Genomic DNA, 16,886 nt, shown 5'->3' with positions numbered 1-16,886 from the left:
GCCTCGGCTTCCGAGCAGCCTAATCCAATGAGTCTGCTTCCACGCATTGGTTCCTTGTTTTGGTTGAAGTTGATCGGGTCGACCGTGGCGATTTCTACCTTCTTTATCGCCTATTTTTATGTGCAGCAGCAGCCACTGTTCGCGGTGTATGAAATGCCCCTGTTCGCGCCCGACCATTGGGCACCTCTATTGCCCTGGTCCGCTTGGATTTATTTCTCGCTTTGGGTGTATATCTGCTTGCCCACTTCCATGATGTGTCGGCCCAATGAACTGGGGTATTATTTAATGGGGGCCTGTTTGCTTAGCGTGGTTGGCCTCTCGGTCTTTTACTTTTTGCCGACTGCGGTGCCGAATTGGGAGATCGATTGGAGTGCTTATCCGACGCTGCAGTTTTTGAAAGAGTCTGATGCCGCGGGCAACGCTTGTCCCTCTTTGCACGTAGCTTTTGCGCTTTACGCGGGCTTGTGGATCGGGCGTCTCTTCAGCTTCCTTAAAATAAGGGGTGTTTGGCATCTGCTGAACTGGCTCTGGTGCCTGTCGATCGTGATTTCGACGATGACGACGAAGCAGCACGTATTTGCGGATGTGCTATGTGGTGGTTTGCTTGGAGTGGTGGTCTTTTGGTTGAACAATCAAATTGCCCGAAAAGCAAAGTTTGCTGCGTTCCGTAAGAACGATTGAGTGGTTTGCTATGAATGCTTGGCTAACTCTGCAGTGCACGTTATTGAAAGTTCTCGGACTTTTAGTAGTAATTGGCACTGAATACACTCTGCTGGGCTGGTTGATATTCTTTGGCGGAGGCGGCGTGGTGTTGGCACATATATTCTTACCGCGCGCGCAAGGACTGTGCGATGTGGTGACAGGCTTCCATCCCGAGGGACGCGAAGTTTGGCTGACCATAGATGACGGCCCCGACCCCGAGGATACACCTGCACTTTTAGAAGCCTTGGCTGAGCATGGAGCGAAGGCGACCTTTTTCATGATTGGCGAACGGGCGGCGAAGCATCCCGAACTGGTGAAGGCCGTGCTCGCGGGTGGACATACAGTTGGCAGCCATACGCATACGCACCCATTGAGGGACTTTTGGATGGCGGGCCCTCGGCGGGTGGCTCGCGAGTTAGATGATTCGTGCGCAGTGCTCAATGCGAAGGGGGCTGACGTGCAACTGTATCGTTCCCCTGTGGGGTTTAAGAATTTATTTCTGCGCCGCGCACTCAGAGAGCGGCAGTTGCGGTGTGTTGCATGGACGATACGCAGCGGAGACTGTCTCGGTAAAGATTCCTCAGCTATTGTGGCCCGTGTGGAGAGAGAGTTGCGCCCTGGTGCAATTTTGCTGATGCACGAAGGCGTTTCTGTAGCACCCAAAGTAAGGGTAGAGGCGATTCGTGGGGTGCTCGCGTTGCTGAAGCGCGAGGGCTATCGCTGTAGGTTACCGGACGTGTCGACTTATACCCCATCCCAAAAGGTTAGAGCCTAGTAAATTCCTGCCCCTCATTTTCTCTTTATTTCCCTGAAGCCTTTCATTGCCAAACTTAGTAGGACGATGCACGCTAGTGTGTATGAGAACATCACTTTCCTTACTTATGCTGAGCGCGGCGATCTTCATTGCTGGCTGCCAATCTGCCTATTACGCCTCGATGGAAAAACTGGGGATCGAGAAGCGCGATATCATGGTTGACCGCGTAGAAGGTGCGCGCGATGAGCAAGAAGACGCAAAAGAAACCTTCGCAGACGCCCTAGAAGCCTTTACGGCGATGACCTCGTATGATGGCGGCGATCTTGAAAAAGCATACAAAAAGGTAAAAGACGCCTATGAGGACAGCGTCTCTGCCGCTGAGGACGTCTCCAATCAAATCGATAAAGTGGAGTCCGTCGCCGAGGCGCTATTCGCGGAGTGGACACAAGAGCTCGATTCCTATCAAAGCGCGAGCCTCCGTCGCTCCAGTGAGCAATCCTTGCGTGAGACACGCAGCAAATATAACGAAATGATTCGAAAAATGCGTGCTGCTGAAGCAAGCATGCTACCTGTCCTAGAACTCTTTGAAGATCAAGTGCTCTATCTGAAGCACAATCTAAATGCCCGTGCCATTGCAGCCCTGGATGTCGAAGTCCAACAAATCCAGCAACGTGTCGGGGTTTTGGTAAAACAAATGGAAGCTTCGATTACGGAAGCTAACACATTTATCAGTCAGTTGTAGGTGTTTAAACTTCAGACTTAGCTATCTCTCGTAAAAATCCCGCATCAGTTGGACTGATGCGCGGCAGTATCACCCTTAAAAGGAGATAAAAAGGGGTCATGTAGTATGATCCGGGGATCGATCTAGTCAACCACAAAGGTAATGACATGACCCCTTTTTTCTCCCTTTTCGATTGATCATCCAGGTGTATAGGGTTCCATCATTGAGTGTTATTACGCCATTGAAACGCGCCATACTTGAGTCGTATGGATAATCCTTATTTCTATATGCAATGCTAGGGTTACTGCTGTCGAATGTTCCTTGTATCAACGCTGCGGTGAATTTTTCTTTAGTTAAGAGTTCTTTCGGAAATGCATGCCCGTTGTCGTAGACCTCTTGGACGAAATCAGCTGCTCGTGTGAAGTCTGGCTTCTCAGGCATGGGAGTGAAAGCTAACATCGCCATTAGCAGTGATGGCAGGAAGAAGATGAGGATTAGTTTTTTCATTTTTTCGATGTCCAACGTAGAGGACACTAATTAGTGAGCTTCAGCGAAACTCATTGAGTGCTCTGACTGGTTCTCAGCTCTATTTCGTTGGGATGGATAGTGAGATGGAGGCTGTGATTAGACCAGAGAGAAATAATGCCATGGATGCGCAATCTTTCATCCCATCCAACTGATTGGCAGTTGAGGTCAAAGGATTCAACCATGACTCAAATAGTCTTTGCTGCACTTCTTTATCTGCCAAGTCTGGAGTGTCTGTTGATTTTTCTATTTGTTCGTAGTTGTGTGTTTTTAAGCCCTCAGCGAAGGAAGTTATATTTTCCGTCGATCTTATGTAAGAGAAATAACAAAAGAATCCGAATGCGCATTGCATTAGTCCAAGTATGATTAGAATTCGTTTTCGAATTTTCATTTTTGAGAACGTAGAGCACTATCGCGACTGAAGCGCGGAGCGCGAAAGGAGTTGATAGCTGCGTCTGGATCTCATTTTCATACGCGAACCCCGAGGCCGAAAACTGAGATAATCGCTATAATTATCATTAGGACCGGAGCTGATAGGATTAGTATATTAGGAGTGTTTGTCAGTAATGAGATTCTTTTCTTAAATTGAGTTAAATTACTTTTTTCTCTCCACCCTAAGTATGAAATCCAAGAGATGACGCTTACTGCCGAAAGGGCAGCTGAGATTAACCATAGTTTCGGCACATCTAGGTTCACTTCTGTTAATTTATTATTTGGAGTAAACGCCATGATCGAGAATACGATAATGCTAAGGCTTTGGGTTACACCGAAAAAGGGTAAGCTTAGATTATTCATTTCTGAGATCAGTGTTATATCATTCACTGAGTGAATGATAACAAGGGTTGGTGTTTTGTTTTATTTTGAGGCACTTTCAAGGGAACCGTTTGATGGTTGTGGCTGTTCGTCATTGTAGGAGTGGGGTAAGTGGCAATGATGTGTGCGTATGCTAAGTCAATATCGTTTCAATATCAAGGTTTAGTTTCCGCCGATTCGTGCACTCAGCAGTGGTTTTTGAAGCTGAGTGAATGATATCACTTTTTTTAAACCTCCGATTATGCATTCCGAAAGTCAGCAAGTAGCTCATAGGCAATAGGATGTAGCTGTATGGTGTGTTTTTCTTGATTTTTATATTCCGGCTAATCGTGCACTCAATTAACTCATCGGCTTGATTTAAGTATATTTTTGATCACTATTACAGGTGTTATGAAGATTATACAGTTTCCCCGTTGGGCGGAGGTGTTGGGGGCCTCGGATTTACCGCAGAAAGATCGCGAAAGTTACCGCGTAAAAGGCTTCGCCTCACGTGGTTTAATAATATGAACCGCGTGTGCCGAAGACTTTTTACGCGGGATGATGGGATGGATATCCGCACGGTGCAGGATTTATTAGGCCGCGTAAAACGCTACGCGCACGCGGTCTAATCGAAACCGCGTGAGGCGCAGCCTTTTTACGCGGGAGACGACGCAGATCTATACACATGTCATGAAGAAGCCTGGGATGGGGGTGCGTAGTCCGTTGGATTCGCTGTGACACTCGGCTGACTCGGCGGTGCCGAGAGTGAGCGCCTTTGGCGAGTGACCGCGTAAAGAGCTTCGTGCGCGTATCAGACTTCGTCTAACGCGTCTACGCTCCACGCGGCTTTGAAGTGCGAGTGGGAAGTGTTAGTGAGAGTGGGAAGTGTTAGTGCCTCTGTGCCCTCCAGTGACCATCGGGAACGGGTGGTTAAAAGATGCCTTGGAGGTGCACGGTTGGTGAATCTTCACGCTACGGCTGGGGCTCGGTGGACAGACAGGACGGAGGTCTGCCGTAGATGGCGTAGCAATGTCTGTGTCACGGCTTTGGGCAAAAGGAATGAGGTCTCTCACTGAGTCACGAAGCGCACAAAGCCAGAGGATTCGGAGGGGCTTTTTACTTATTTATTTTTGGTGTGTTTGGAGCCCATTGCACGGTGCGGTCTTCCTCATTCGACAAGCTCATAATCTAGGACGAGGAAAGCCCCTACGAAGGGAATCCTGAAAGCAGTTGTCTGGGCTTTGTGCCTTTGTGCCTTGAGCGTAGCGGGCGTGAGACTTCGCAGATGCAACGGGCCGAAACCAGTTCCTGGGTCCGCTACACTTGGGTTCGGCGCTGGGGTTCTGTGCTGCAGTCTAAAGATCCGCGCTACGGATTTGGTTCGGTGCTTGGGCTCGGTGGCCGAAACCAGTTCCTGGATCCGCTACACTTAGGCTCGGCGCTTGGGTTATGTGCTGCGGTCTAAAGACTCGCGCTACGCTTTGGTGCTTTGGCTCGGTGGTCGAAACCAGTTCCTGGATCCGCTACGCTTGGGCTCGGTGCTTTGGGTCTGTGCTGCGGTCTAAAGACTCGCGCTACGCTTTGGTGCTATGGCTCGGTGGTCGAAACCAGTTCCTGGATCCGCTAGCTGGGACTCTGTTAGGTCGATTGATATGTTGTAATAATCTGCGTCCATCTGCGAAATCTGCGGTTAGACAATGCCGAGCTTGAGTTTGGAATACGTTGGTTCGGTTGAGACGTTCGATGAATCTTCGCGCCACGGCTTTGGCTCGGAGGATTGTGCTCGGTGGCTTGTGCTCGGTGGACAGACAGGACGGAGGTCTGCCGTAGATGGCGTAGCAATGTCTGTGTCACGGCTTTGTGCCTTTGTGCCTTGAGCGTAGCGGGCGTGAGACTTCGCAGATGCAACGGGCCGAAACCTGTTCCTGGATCCGCTACACTTGGGCTCGGTGCTGGGGTTCTGTGCTGCGGTCTAAAGACTCGCGCTACGCTTTGGTGCTATGGCTCGGTGGTCGAAACCAGTTCCTGGCTCCGCTACGCTTGGGCTCGGTGCTGGGGTTGTGTGCTGCGGTCTAAAGACTCGCGCTACGGCTTTGGTGCTTTGGCTCGGTGGCCGAAACCAGTTCCTGGATCCGCTACGCTTGGGCTCGGTGCTGGGGTTGTGTGCTGCGGTCTAAAGACTCGCGCTACGGCTTTGGTGCTTTGGCTCGGTGGTCGAAACCAGTTCCTGGATCCGCTACGCTTGGGCTCGGTGCTGGGGTTGTGTGCTGCGGTCTAAAGACTCGCGCTACGGCTTTGGTGCTTTGGCTCGGTGGCCGAAACCAGTTCCTGGATCCGCTACGCTTGGGCTCGGTGCTGGGGTTGTGTGCTGCGGTCTAAAGACTCGCGCTACGGCTTTGGTGCTTTGGCTCGGTGGTCGAAACCAGTTCCTGGATCCGCTACACTTGGGTTCGGTGCTGGGGTTCTGCTACTGCGGTCTAAAGACTCGCGCTACGCTTTGGTGCTATGGCTCGGTGGTCGAAACCAGTTCCTGGATCCGCTAGCTGGGACTCTGTTAGGTCGATTGATATGTTGTAATAATCTGCGTCCATCTGCGAAATCTGCGGTTAGACAATGCCGAGTTTGAGTTTGGAATACGTTGGTTCGGTTGAGACGTTCGATGAATCTTCGCGCCACGGCTTTGGCTCGGAGGATTGTGCTCGGTGGCTTGTGCTCGGTGGACAGACAGGAATGTCTGTGTCACGGCTTTTTGCCTTTGTGCCTTGAGCGTAGCGGGCCTGAGACTTCGCAAATGCAACGGGCCGAAACCAGTTCCTGGATCCGCTACGCTTGGGTTCGGCGCTGGGGTTCTGTGCTGCGGTCTAAAGACTCGCGCTACGGCTTTGGTGCTTTGGCTCTGTGGCCGAAACCAGTTCCTGGATCCGCTACGCTTGGGCTCGGCGCTGGGGTTCTGTGCTGCGGTCTAAAGACTCGCGCTACGCTTTGGTGCTATGGCTCGGTGGTCGAAACCAGTTCCTGGCTCCGCTACACTTGGGCTCGGCGCTGGGGTTCTGTGCTGCGGTCTAAAGACTCGCGCTACGGCTTTGGTGCTTTGGCTCTGTGGCCGAAACCATGGGGCTCTGGTGTTATTGTTTCGTCAGGTCTTTAAATTGTTTCCGATAATGTGTGGGGGTCATCTTTTTGACATCGAGAAATTGCCGGTTGAAGTTGGAAAGATTGTTGTAGCCGCAGGCGTAACAGATTTCCAGCACACTAAGGTCTGTCTGCAGCAGCTTCTGGCTGGCGAGCCCGATACGTAGCTCTTTGACGTATTGGACGAAGGCTTTTCCAGTATTCTTTTTGAAGAAATAGGAAAATGCTTTGGCTGGCATTTGTATCTGCGAAGCGGCTGCCTCTAGAGTGATTTTTTGATTCAGATTTTCCTGCACCCAGCGGCGCACCAATTCGATGCGATTGACGTTCTCATCATTCAGCACTGGCGAATAAAAGTTGCTGACGAGTCGCTTCTTATCCTGCTCCGGCGCGAGGGCAAAGGTCTCAAGCAAATTGAGGAACTGACCAAAGCGTCGCATCTCTTGGCGGTTCTCCATCGCCTGTATGATCGCAGCGGCTTTTGCACGTGTTTCACCCAGATATTCGAACGAGCGAGCGGTGGAATCAATGAACTCACGAATACGCTTCATTTCTGGTTTGGAGAGAAATTCGGCGCCAATTGATTTTTCTGAAAATTGAATGACGGCGATCACGGGGCGAGATGCATCCGTAGCGGGCGCATCCGTGCTGGTAAAGCAGTGGGGGACATTGGGGCCATTGACGAGCACGGTGCCGGGCTTGAACTCGCCAATGAAATCGCCGGTGATATGCTGTCCGCTGCTGCCGAGAAATAGCAGGATGTCGATTTCTTCATGATAGTGCCAGACTGGCCAAATTGAGGTTTCCTGTTTATAGACATAGGTCGTGCCTGCCTCATTGGGGATCAGTTCACGGACTAAATTCTGGCGACTTTCCATAGGTTTTTAGGGTCACCCAATTTCCGAATTACACAAGAATGATATTAATAATGCGTAAAATTAGTCCTATTCGTTGTGTATATTAGGAAAAAGTATCAGTTTTAAGCGTGAAGAGTGGAGGCTGTGCGCGGAATTAGGTGTATTATTAAAACTGAAATCTAGCACGAAAACTCGCCTCTTAAGGAACCTGTGCTCTGTTTCGCACTCCTACCATAGTCACTCATCCACGCTTACCCTCTCCCTCTGTATCATGCCTCTTAGATCTGTCGTTTTATCATTTTTGTCATTTGCACTCTGCGCGAATGCGGCGACTGAGCTGGACTCGGAGCAGTTGACTTTTTTCGAGACGAAGATTCGTCCCGTGTTGATCGAGAGTTGCTACGAGTGCCATGCGGAAGATTCGGAGAAATTAAAGGGTGGCTTACTATTGGACTCGAAAGCGGGTTGGATGCGCGGAGGCGACACAGGTCAAGCGATCGTGCCAGGTGATGCGCAGAACAGTTTATTCATGCACATGATTCGTCATGACCCTGACTACGATGCAATGCCCCCGAAGTCGAAGTTGAGTGATGCACAAATTGCCGACTTTGCGAAGTGGATCAATGAGGGCGCATTCGATCCCCGTGATCAGGCAATTGGTGAGTTGAAAAATGTCGATCAGTTCGACCTCGAAGAACGCAAGCAGTGGTGGTCTTTTCAGCCAATTATGGACTATGCCGTGCCAACGGTGAGCGATCCCAATTGGCCGAGTAATGCCTACGACCATTTCATTTTAGCGGCACTCGACACGAAAGGCTGGACGCCTGCACCGGAGGCCTCAAAGCGCAGCATTTTACGGCGCCTCAGCTTCGATCTGATTGGCCTAGCGCCGACCCCAGAAGAGATGGATGCGTATCTCGCAGATGAGTCCCCGAATGCTTACGAAAAGCAAGTTGATCGTCTATTAGCTTCGCCGCATTTTGGAGAGAAGTGGGCGCGCCACTGGATGGATGCGGTGCGCTACGGAGAATCCAAGTCCTTCGAGTTCGATTATGTAATGCCGCATGCGTATCAGTATCGAAACTATCTGATTCGTGCGTTCAACGAAGATTTACCGTATGATGATTTCATTCGTGAGTCGTTCGCTGGTGATTTGCTTGAAAATCCGCGCTATGATGAGACCGAGACGGTGAATGAGTCGCTGAAAGGCCCGGGCTTTCTGTATCTGACTGATGGCCAGCATGGCCCACCTGATTTGCATGAGGATGAGGCCCGTATTTTCAGCGGTATGATCGATGCATCGAGTAAAGCCTACCTCGGCATGACGATTGCCTGCGCGCGTTGTCACGATCATAAATTTGATGCGATCACCACGGGCGATTACTATTCATGGTATGGCATGCTACGCAGTTCGCGCTTAGATATTACCAATGCGGTGGCCGAAACCAAGCAACTGGTGCCTGAGTCGAAGCTGCGCAACGGTAAGCCGGCGGTATATGATGCGGCGATCGAGGATGCGGGGCAGGACGCGACTCGAGTAGAACACTATCTGAGCGCAACACAGCGAATTACTGGGCATGCAGATTACATCGCGTATACGAAATCGGGTGCGCACAAGAAGCAACATAAGAAGCCCGAGCCGAAGCTGAATGAAGCGGTCTTGGCCTTAATTCAATTTGAATCCGAGAACGCGAAGCTGGACGAAACCGTCTTGCAGGCATGGGTGGAGTATTATGCCTTTTCACACATCCACCGCAAATGGCCGCAGTTAGAGCCCATTCGTAAGAGTATCGCTGGTGCAAAAACAACGCCGAAAGGTGCGGGCAAGCATCATGCATCGATTACACCGGTGTATCCGACCGAAATCGAGGACTGGATTCAAACGGGACTGGGCTTCCGTGACGCACCGACAGAGTCCGCTCAGGACATCGTTCTATCAGTTAAAGATAACAAGCATGTCGTGCAGACACTGGTGGACACAACCCAACCTGTAGCAGGGCTGTATTCCGGGCGTATTTCGGGGAGTATTCGTAGTCCGGATTTCGTGCTCGATGGTAAGCCCGTTGAGATCTACGCACGTGGTAAAAATGCCCGTCTCAACGTGATCGTGCGTAACTACGAACAAGTCGGCTTTGGCCCTACCACTAAAGTTCTTAGCGTCGCGGTCACTGACGGCAGTTGGCAACGTATCCAAATACCGACTACGCTCTGGGTTGGATTGTCAGCTTACATCGAAGTCTTACAGGACGGGGAGTCGCGGAGACTAAGGTCCTCGTTAAAGAATCGAGCGGACGATAGCTACATCGCATTTTCTACCAATGCGAACTTGCCCGATACCGCAGCACTTTGGGCTGACAAACCGATCACTACAGTGGTGGCTGAAGCATGGGAAAATGCGCGTAGTCGCTCAATGTCGCCGGCTGAAGCTGAAGTGCTAGGTGCGCTGTTTGAAGCAGGATTGATCCGTGCAGGGGCCGATCGCAGCGAGACGCTCAAGTCACTGATCGCACGCTACCGAGAGATTCAGAATGAAATCCCAGCGCCAGTGTATGCACGTAGTTTAACTGAGGGCACTCCACAGGATGAGCCGATTTATATCCGTGGTAGCCATAAGAATCTAAGCAAAGATCCGAATCCTCGCCGCTTCATGGATGCACTGGGTGGCGAATTGCTGCCGAAGGATAGCAGTGGGCGTTTGGAGTTTGTCGAGTATATGGTGGACGAATCCAACCCGCTCGTCTCACGCACCATGGTCAACCGTATTTGGCACCATGTGTTTGGTCGTGGCATCGTTTCGTCAATCGATGATCTAGGCGAGCTGGGCACGCTACCGTCACACCCGGAATTATTGGATTACTTGGCGAAAGATTTTATGGCGAAGGACTGGTCCATCAAAGCGATGATTCGTGAGATGGTGACTACCTCTACGTATCGAATGTCCACTGTGCCTGATGAATCAGCACTCAGCATGGACCCTAATAACATCTACCTGCAGCATATGGCGCCGAAGCGATTGGAGGCAGAACAAATTCGCGACCATGTGCTCTATGTCAGCCAACAGTTGAACCCTGAGCTCTATGGGCCGAGTGTGACCGCATATACTGGTGATTTACCTTCGGCACGAGGCAAGGGCAAGAGTGGTCCAGTCGATGGCAATGCCAGACGCTCTATCTATACGCAACTGCGCCGCAATTTCATGCCGTCCTTCCTCCGAATTTTGGGCATGCCCAATGCCATCGAGCCGATTGGCGCGCGTAATATTACGAATGTGCCGGCGCAGTCATTGGCATTGATGAATTCGCAATTCACGCGTGAGCAGGCATTGGCATGGGCGAAATATTTACTTGAAGCTGAAGCTGATGAAGTGGCACGCATCAATTACATGCACCAAGTCGCACTCAGCCGCCCTGCGGACGAGGCTGAAATCGCGTGGGCTCAAGATCTTGTTCGTGACGTAACTGAGATGTATCAGGAAAATGGCGACGTCAACGAAGTCGCCGTGTGGCAGGAGCTCTGCCACGTCATGATGAACCGCAAAGAATTTATCTACCTATTTTAACACCATGAAACCATACAACACCAGTCGAAGAGATTTTCTAAAGAACAGTTCTATGGGATTTGGTATGCTGGCCGCGTCCAGTCTTTTTCAGCGCGACTTGTTTGGAGCCAGTTTATCGTCGCCACTTGCCCCGAAGGTGCCGCATTTTGCGTCGAAGGCGAAGAGTGTGATCTTTCTCTATATGGATGGAGGCGTCTCGCAGGTCGACTCCTTTGACCCCAAGCCACAGCTCGCGAAGGAGAACGGTCAGAAGCCGAAATTCAAGGTCGATGCCACTGTCTTCAATAACAACGGCGGCCTATTGAAAAGCCCATGGGAGTTTAAACGCTATGGTGAAAGTGGTATTCCGGTCAGTGACCTGTTCCCACATATTGGTTCCTGCGCAGATGACTTGTGCGTGATTCGTTCGATGACGGCCTTGTCGCCGAATCACCCGAATGCGAATTATGCATTGCACTGCGGCCACGTGCTCGCGGGTCGTCCAAGTATGGGGGCATGGTGCTCGTATGGTCTAGGCACGATGAATCAGAATTTGCCGAGTTATGTGGTCGTCAATGGAGGGCTCATACCACCGGGCGGCATGCAGACCTTTGGCAATGGCTTCCTGCCGGCGAACCACCAGGCTTCGATCGTGGTGCCAAAACATCCGGTGATGAATAATATCGCGCCGCGTGAATCACTTTCAAAGCTACAGCGCAAGAAGCTCGATTATCTCAACAGTATTGATACGGCATTCTTCAAAAAATACCACCATGCGGATCAGGTGGAGACTGCGATCGAGAACTATGAGCTCGCCTATCGTATGCAAATGGAGGTGCCTGAGGTCACTGATATTTCGAAAGAGACCGACGCAACGAAACGACTGTATGGCATGGACTCGCCATTCGATCAAACACGTCAATATGGCTCACAGTGCTTGATCGCCCGCCGCTTGGTCGAGCAGGGGGTGCGCTTTGTCGAGTTGACGGTATCTGGCATTGGTGGGGCGGATCGCTGGGATCAGCACGGCAATTTGAAGGAAGGGCATGAGATGAATGCGTTTGCCGTGGATCAACCGATTGCAGGATTGATTAAAGATTTAAAGTCACGCGGTTTGCTGGATTCCACGCTGCTTGTTTTCAGTGGTGAGTTTGGACGCACGCCGTTTGCTCAAGGCACGAATGGGCGCGATCACAATCCACAAGGCTTCAGCATGTGGATGGCCGGCGGCGGTATCAAAGGCGGCACGATTTATGGTGCGACTGATGAATACGGCTATCGCGCAGTCGAGAATAAGATGGATGTGCATGACCTCCACGCCAACATGATGCACCTCATGGGGATAAATCACAAGGAGTTGACCTATCGTTTTAGCGGTCGCGATGTCCGCCTCACCGATGTGCATGGTCATATCATTCCCGACATCCTTGCTTAAGCGATACGCTCGATTTTTCCTATTCTATGAAAAAGTTTTTCTTTCTGCTGAGCACCACGCTATTGCTGGGCTTGGGACTCTTACTCGGTTGGCTCGTAATTTTCACAGAGGGACAAGTGACTGCCGAATCAACCTTACAATGGACGCAGTTTTTGGGGCGCTTTCACCCCGTCATTTTACACCTGCCGATCGGTCTCTTTGTTGGGCTCGTCATCATCGAACTCGCCGCACTCTGTAAATGTAACGAAGGGCTGAAGCGTGCGGCACATATTCTAGTGTGGCTGATGGCGATTACCTCAGTGGTCACTGCCTACCTAGGGCTCCTGCTTGCTGCAAACGGCGACTATTCGGGTGATACACTGTGGCTGCATAAATGGTTGGGGATTGTCTTTGCCGCGACCGCGCTCGTCGTCGCATTTTTCAAAGTGCGTTCGGTTTATTATGGAGGAAGAGGCACGCGGGTTTACCAGTTGTTGATGCTTGGTCTGCTTCTGCTACTCCCCGTGGTAGGTCATTATGGCGGTAATCTCACGCACGGTTCAGGCTACCTGACCGAATACGCTCCGGATTGGCTGAAGGCGCTGATTGATGAGCCTGTAGAGCGCGCCGAATTATCTAGCGCTGAGACGGGAATGATCGAAGACAATCGCTACACCCAGCAAATCCAGCCCTTGCTCGATCAATACTGTGTGCAGTGTCATGGTATTGAGAAGCAGAAGAGTAAGTATCGCCTAGATACCTATGACACTTTGATGACGCCTGGTAAGTTGGGCGATACGCCGATCGAGCCTTATGAGATCAGTGAGAGTATGCTCCTCGAGTATATGTTGTTGCCTGAGGCAGACGACATGGCCATGCCGCCAGAAGGCAAGCCACGCCCAAGCGCTGAGGAGATCATGATGTTTGCGCACTGGGTGGCAGATGGTGCCGAAGGCCCACCAATCGACGAAGCAGCACTTGCTGAAGAACGGGCGGCGAAAGAAGCCGAACAAGCACAGCTCGACCAATTGATCTCAAGCGGGATCATGGTGTTGCCGTTAAGCCTCGAATCAGAGTTCTTTATTGTCGATTTCCAAAATGCAAAAGGAAGTATTGCTGCTGAAGACTTCGCGTTATTAGCAAACTTCAAGGATCGTATTTGGGAATTGAAATTGACGGGGGTGCCTGTGACGGCCCAACAACTGGAATACCTCCGAGGCGCTGCAGAGCTTCGCAGCTTGAACCTCTCTGGTTTGGCTGACGCCGATGCCGCGGTGGATGTGCTCAACTCGTTCAAATCCTTAGAAACGCTCAATTTATTTGGGAGCGACCTAAGTGACACCGGCCTTGCGGCGCTAGCCGTGCCGACTGTGGGCTCATTGTATATCGGCTCCACCCAAGTATCGCCGGAGCAGTTCAGTGCCTTTCAGCAAGCGCGCACTGACATTCAAGTCTATGGCGACGTCGATATGGATGCGATTACGAAGATCCAAGCGATGGACTTAGAGAACTCTGCCAAATTTGACCCTAATAAGAAGTAAGATGAAACGACCTAAACTGATCCCCTTAGCTATCTTACCGATAGTCTCACTATTGTTCTCAACTGCTGCCACCGCGGCACACCACAAGGCCGATGAAGGCTCGGCTCTGCCGAAAGTGCGCCAGGTGAGTGAGAGTGGCATTCGTCATTCCTTTCTGGTAACTGGCAGTAAGATGACTGCGATCATCGGCGAGGATAATCAAGTCCTCTGGAGCGTGAAGGGCGGCTCACGCGATGGCACTGTTTTAGCGAATGGCAATATACTGATCTGCGAAGGAAAGCGCGTGGTCGAATATCAGCAGGGGACTCAGGACATTGTTTGGTCCTACAAGCTCAGTCCGAAGAATAAGGAAGTCGCCGCGGCTTGGCGTCTCGATGATGGCAATACACTAGTCGTCGAGAATGGGGTCGCTCCACGCTTAATCGAAGTAACGCCTGCGGGGGACCTCGCTGTCAATTTCCCGCTGCAACCAGAGACAGACAACATCCACATGCAATCTCGTATGGCACGTAAGCTTCCCAATGGAAACTACCTCGTGCCGCATCTTTTAGCATTCGCGGTCAAGGAGTATACACCGACCGGCGAAGTCGTGAATGTAATCCGAACAGACCTCGAAGCGCTAGGTGGCCGCGAGGACAGGAACTGGCCCTTCACTGCGATCCGTAAAGCAGACGGCAGCACGGTGGTGAATTTAACCAATGGTAACAAGACTGTGGTCTTTGGCAGTCAGGGCGAAGTGCTCTGGAAGTGCGACAACAGCGATGTCGATGGCCGCTACGCGGATCCATGTGGCGCACATTTACTGCCGAATGGAAATATCGTGATCGGCAGCTACGGTCAAAAAGATCGCAGCAAGCCAATCTACTTTGAAGTGACGCCTGAGAAGGAAGTCGTCTGGGAGTTTTTTCACCCCAAGGCAAAGTCCCACGAAATACATGTGCTCACGACCAACGGTGCCACATTGAACTCTTATACAAAATAATTAGTATGAACAATTTGGATACAACACCTAAGGACTTAGTCGGCAAAGTTGCTTTAGTCACTGGCAGTTCAACTGGGCTCGGTCTCGCGATTGCCAAAGAGCTCAGCAATCGAGGCGCGAAAGTCGCCTTGAATTATGCGCACAATCAAGCACGTGCGGAAGCCGCATTTGAGTCCTTTGCAAAAGAGGGTGGAGTGGGGGCACTGTTTAAGGCCGACGTGACTGAGCAGGCATCGATTCAGCGACTGGTAGCAGAGATTAAAGCCGAACTCGGCGCGGTCGATATACTTGTCCCCAATGCGACGCTCGATCAACCCATCAAGCCGATCGAGGACTACCGGTGGGAAGACTACGAAACAATGGTGCGCTTCTTTATCAAGAGTCCGTTCCTACTCACGCAGGCGGTGATTCGTGAAATGAAGGCGAATCAGTGGGGCCGCATCGTGAATTTATCGAGTGAAGTCGTCGAACTCGGCGTGCCGAACTTCAGCGCTTATGTCGCCGCTAAAGGTGGGCAGAAAGCATGGACGCATAGTATGTCCAACGAGCTCGCTCCGTTTGGGATTACTGTGAATTCCGTCTCTCCTGGTTGGATTCCAACGGAGCGACACGCCGACGCCTGCGAATCGGAATTGGATGCTTATCTAGAAGCCATTCCAGCCGGCCGTTGGGGCACCCCAGAAGACATCGCCGTGGCGGTCGCCAATTTCTGTTCGCCTGCGGCATCCTTTGTTACTGGGCAAACACTCTGCGTGAATGGCGGACGCAGCGTATCTTAACTCTCAATGACCATGAAAACCATTACCCCATGCCTGCTCGCTATGTGCTCAATTCTAACTTCCAATCTGTTGGCTGACCGAGCCTCCATCACGCTCAATGAATTCGGCGAATTTGAGGAGCAAGCGGTGACACTCTATACGCTCACGAATGAACAAGGCATGGTGGCTAAAATCACTGACTATGGTGGAGTCGTCGTCAGCCTACTCGTGCCAGACCGCGATGGAAAACTTGAAGATGTCGTGCTCGGCTTTGAGGACTTCTCCGCATATGAGGCAGACGGAGGATGGTATGGTGCCATCACCGGACGCACCGCGAATCGTATTAAACATGGCAAGTTTACCATTGATGATAACGACTACCAGCTCGCCACCAACAACGGCCCCAATCATATGCACGGTGGGGTAAAGGGCTTTAACAAAAAACTCTGGAAAGGGATCGCTTCGGTAACCAACGGCGAGCCGCAACTAAAGCTGGAATATGTCTCTCCCGATGGTGAAGAAGGATTCCCTGGTCAGTTGAGCATATCGACGACTTACACACTCACGGCAGACAACGGTCTCAAGATCGAATATCACGCAACAACGGACAAGCCCACGATCTGCAATATCACACATCACAGCTACTGGAACATCGGAGGCCCGAGTCGGGATAGTATTCTGGAGCAAGAGCTGCAGATGTTTGCTGATGCCTATAATCCGACCGACGAGAACTACATCCCGACCGGTGAGATTCGCTCGGTTGCTGGCACACCTTTTGACTTCAGCCAGCCAAAGCCAATTGGCCGCGATATCGATGCGGAGGATCCGCAATTAAAAATAGGGAAGGGGTATGACCATAATTTCGTGATCAACGGCGAGCCAGGCACACTACGGCCCGTCGCACGCTTGCATGACCCCGAGAGCGGTCGGGTCATGGAAATGCTCTCCACCGATCACGGTGTCCAAGTCTATTCCGGCAATTGGTTCGACGGATCTGTGGTCGGCCGAGGTGATATTCCTTACACGCATCGCATCGCGATCTGTTTCGAGTGTCAGCACTTCCCTGACGCGATCAATCAGCCGAACTTCACATCGCCAATTTTAAGGCCGGGCGAAGTGTATGAAAAGACGACGGTGTATCGCTTCTCGGTTCGATAGGCTAAGACATCC

15 protein-coding genes are annotated in these 16,886 nt (G+C 51.4%); 13 read left to right on the top strand and 2 right to left on the bottom strand.

The features are described 5' to 3' along the window. The first annotated feature begins 27 nt into the window (after positions 1 to 27). The 3 genes from GZZ87_RS19175 to GZZ87_RS19165 all read left to right on the top strand — a co-directional run bounded on the left by GZZ87_RS19175 (position 28) and on the right by GZZ87_RS19165 (position 2,198). Positions 28 to 681, top strand: a complete 654-nt coding sequence (locus tag GZZ87_RS19175) for a phosphatase PAP2 family protein (protein WP_162025349.1) — start codon at positions 28 to 30, stop codon at positions 679 to 681. 10 nt (positions 682 to 691) lie between these two features. Further along, positions 692 to 1,477, top strand: a complete 786-nt coding sequence (locus GZZ87_RS19170; RefSeq protein WP_162025350.1) for a polysaccharide deacetylase family protein — start codon at positions 692 to 694, stop codon at positions 1,475 to 1,477. Between the two features lie 82 nt (positions 1,478 to 1,559). Beyond that, the gene (locus tag GZZ87_RS19165; protein ID WP_162025351.1) at positions 1,560 to 2,198 is read left to right on the top strand and encodes a DUF2959 domain-containing protein; all 639 of its coding nucleotides are present in this window, start codon (positions 1,560 to 1,562) and stop codon (positions 2,196 to 2,198) included. Positions 2,199 to 2,324: 126 nt separating this feature from the next. Here the strand turns inward: GZZ87_RS19165 and GZZ87_RS19160 are convergent, their stop codons facing one another. Continuing rightward, positions 2,325 to 2,684 (bottom strand): hypothetical protein, encoded by a 360-nt coding sequence (locus GZZ87_RS19160; protein WP_162025352.1) that lies wholly within the window; start codon positions 2,682 to 2,684, stop codon positions 2,325 to 2,327. Between the two features lie 2,095 nt (positions 2,685 to 4,779). On the opposite strand from GZZ87_RS19160, the gene GZZ87_RS19155 reads away from it, so the two are divergent. From GZZ87_RS19155 to GZZ87_RS19140, 4 genes are all read left to right on the top strand, one after another. Further along, complete coding sequence (locus GZZ87_RS19155) at positions 4,780 to 4,959, top strand: hypothetical protein (RefSeq protein WP_162071488.1); 180 nt, start codon at positions 4,780 to 4,782, stop codon at positions 4,957 to 4,959. A 423-nt stretch (positions 4,960 to 5,382) separates the two neighbouring features. Beyond that, positions 5,383 to 5,772, top strand: a complete 390-nt coding sequence (locus GZZ87_RS19150) for a hypothetical protein (protein WP_162071487.1) — start codon at positions 5,383 to 5,385, stop codon at positions 5,770 to 5,772. Next, entirely contained in the window at positions 5,759 to 6,037 is a 279-nt protein-coding gene (locus tag GZZ87_RS19145) for a hypothetical protein (protein ID WP_162071486.1), read from the top strand. The genes GZZ87_RS19150 and GZZ87_RS19145 overlap by 14 nt, the downstream gene beginning before the upstream one ends. A 248-nt stretch (positions 6,038 to 6,285) precedes the next feature. Next, a complete protein-coding gene (locus GZZ87_RS19140) occupies positions 6,286 to 6,642 on the top strand; it encodes a hypothetical protein (protein WP_162071485.1) in 357 nt (118 codons plus the stop codon). On the opposite strand, the gene GZZ87_RS19135 is transcribed toward GZZ87_RS19140, so the two are convergent. Continuing rightward, a complete protein-coding gene (locus tag GZZ87_RS19135; RefSeq protein WP_162024439.1) occupies positions 6,620 to 7,504 on the bottom strand; it encodes an AraC family transcriptional regulator in 885 nt (294 codons plus the stop codon). The two genes, GZZ87_RS19140 and GZZ87_RS19135, sit on opposite strands and share 23 nt — an antisense overlap. A 250-nt stretch (positions 7,505 to 7,754) precedes the next feature. Here GZZ87_RS19135 and GZZ87_RS19130 point away from each other — a divergent pair, with 250 nt between their 5' ends. The 6 genes from GZZ87_RS19130 to GZZ87_RS19105 are packed head-to-tail and all read left to right on the top strand — an operon-like array spanning position 7,755 to position 16,874. Further along, positions 7,755 to 11,042 carry a PSD1 and planctomycete cytochrome C domain-containing protein gene (locus tag GZZ87_RS19130; RefSeq protein ID WP_162024440.1) on the top strand — a complete coding sequence of 1,096 codons (3,288 nt, stop codon included), beginning with the start codon at positions 7,755 to 7,757 and terminating at the stop codon, positions 11,040 to 11,042. Positions 11,043 to 11,046: 4 nt separating this feature from the next. Beyond that, positions 11,047 to 12,456: a DUF1501 domain-containing protein gene (locus tag GZZ87_RS19125; protein ID WP_162024441.1), complete on the top strand. Its 1,410-nt coding sequence runs from the start codon at positions 11,047 to 11,049 to the stop codon at positions 12,454 to 12,456. Positions 12,457 to 12,482: 26 nt separating this feature from the next. Beyond that, on the top strand, positions 12,483 to 13,976 hold the full coding sequence (locus GZZ87_RS19120) for a c-type cytochrome domain-containing protein (RefSeq protein WP_162024442.1): 1,494 nt from the start codon (positions 12,483 to 12,485) through the stop codon (positions 13,974 to 13,976). Between the two features lies 1 nt (position 13,977). Then, positions 13,978 to 14,958, top strand: a complete 981-nt coding sequence (locus GZZ87_RS19115; protein WP_162024443.1) for a hypothetical protein — start codon at positions 13,978 to 13,980, stop codon at positions 14,956 to 14,958. Positions 14,959 to 14,963: 5 nt separating this feature from the next. Beyond that, positions 14,964 to 15,737 carry an SDR family oxidoreductase gene (locus GZZ87_RS19110; protein WP_162024444.1) on the top strand — a complete coding sequence of 258 codons (774 nt, stop codon included), beginning with the start codon at positions 14,964 to 14,966 and terminating at the stop codon, positions 15,735 to 15,737. A 12-nt stretch (positions 15,738 to 15,749) separates the two neighbouring features. Beyond that, the gene (locus GZZ87_RS19105) at positions 15,750 to 16,874 is read left to right on the top strand and encodes an aldose epimerase family protein (RefSeq protein ID WP_244648166.1); all 1,125 of its coding nucleotides are present in this window, start codon (positions 15,750 to 15,752) and stop codon (positions 16,872 to 16,874) included. The last annotated feature ends 12 nt before the right edge of the window (positions 16,875 to 16,886 follow it).

This window comes from Lentimonas sp. CC4 (assembly GCF_902728235.1).
GTDB lineage: Bacteria > Verrucomicrobiota > Verrucomicrobiia > Opitutales > Coraliomargaritaceae > Lentimonas.
The sequence above is the reverse complement of the archived record's forward strand: the minus strand, read 5'-3'. Positions and strand labels throughout refer to the sequence as shown.

Bases quoted from the DNA above. Each gene is read 5' to 3' on its own strand.
- GZZ87_RS19165 (WP_162025351.1), top strand. From the start codon at position 1,560: ATGAGAACATCACTTTCCTTACTTATGCTGAGCGCGGCGATCTTCATT.
- GZZ87_RS19120 (WP_162024442.1), top strand. From the start codon at position 12,483: ATGAAAAAGTTTTTCTTTCTGCTGAGCACCACGCTATTGCTGGGCTTG.
- GZZ87_RS19105 (WP_244648166.1), top strand. From the start codon at position 15,750: ATGAAAACCATTACCCCATGCCTGCTCGCTATGTGCTCAATTCTAACT.
- GZZ87_RS19130 (WP_162024440.1), top strand. From the start codon at position 7,755: ATGCCTCTTAGATCTGTCGTTTTATCATTTTTGTCATTTGCACTCTGC.
- GZZ87_RS19170 (WP_162025350.1), top strand. From the start codon at position 692: ATGAATGCTTGGCTAACTCTGCAGTGCACGTTATTGAAAGTTCTCGGA.
- GZZ87_RS19125 (WP_162024441.1), top strand. From the start codon at position 11,047: ATGAAACCATACAACACCAGTCGAAGAGATTTTCTAAAGAACAGTTCT.
- GZZ87_RS19175 (WP_162025349.1), top strand. From the start codon at position 28: ATGAGTCTGCTTCCACGCATTGGTTCCTTGTTTTGGTTGAAGTTGATC.
- GZZ87_RS19110 (WP_162024444.1), top strand. From the start codon at position 14,964: ATGAACAATTTGGATACAACACCTAAGGACTTAGTCGGCAAAGTTGCT.
- GZZ87_RS19135 (WP_162024439.1), bottom strand. From the start codon at position 7,504: ATGGAAAGTCGCCAGAATTTAGTCCGTGAACTGATCCCCAATGAGGCA.
- GZZ87_RS19115 (WP_162024443.1), top strand. From the start codon at position 13,978: ATGAAACGACCTAAACTGATCCCCTTAGCTATCTTACCGATAGTCTCA.
- GZZ87_RS19140 (WP_162071485.1), top strand. From the start codon at position 6,286: ATGCAACGGGCCGAAACCAGTTCCTGGATCCGCTACGCTTGGGTTCGG.
- GZZ87_RS19160 (WP_162025352.1), bottom strand. From the start codon at position 2,684: ATGAAAAAACTAATCCTCATCTTCTTCCTGCCATCACTGCTAATGGCG.
- GZZ87_RS19155 (WP_162071488.1), top strand. From the start codon at position 4,780: ATGCAACGGGCCGAAACCAGTTCCTGGGTCCGCTACACTTGGGTTCGG.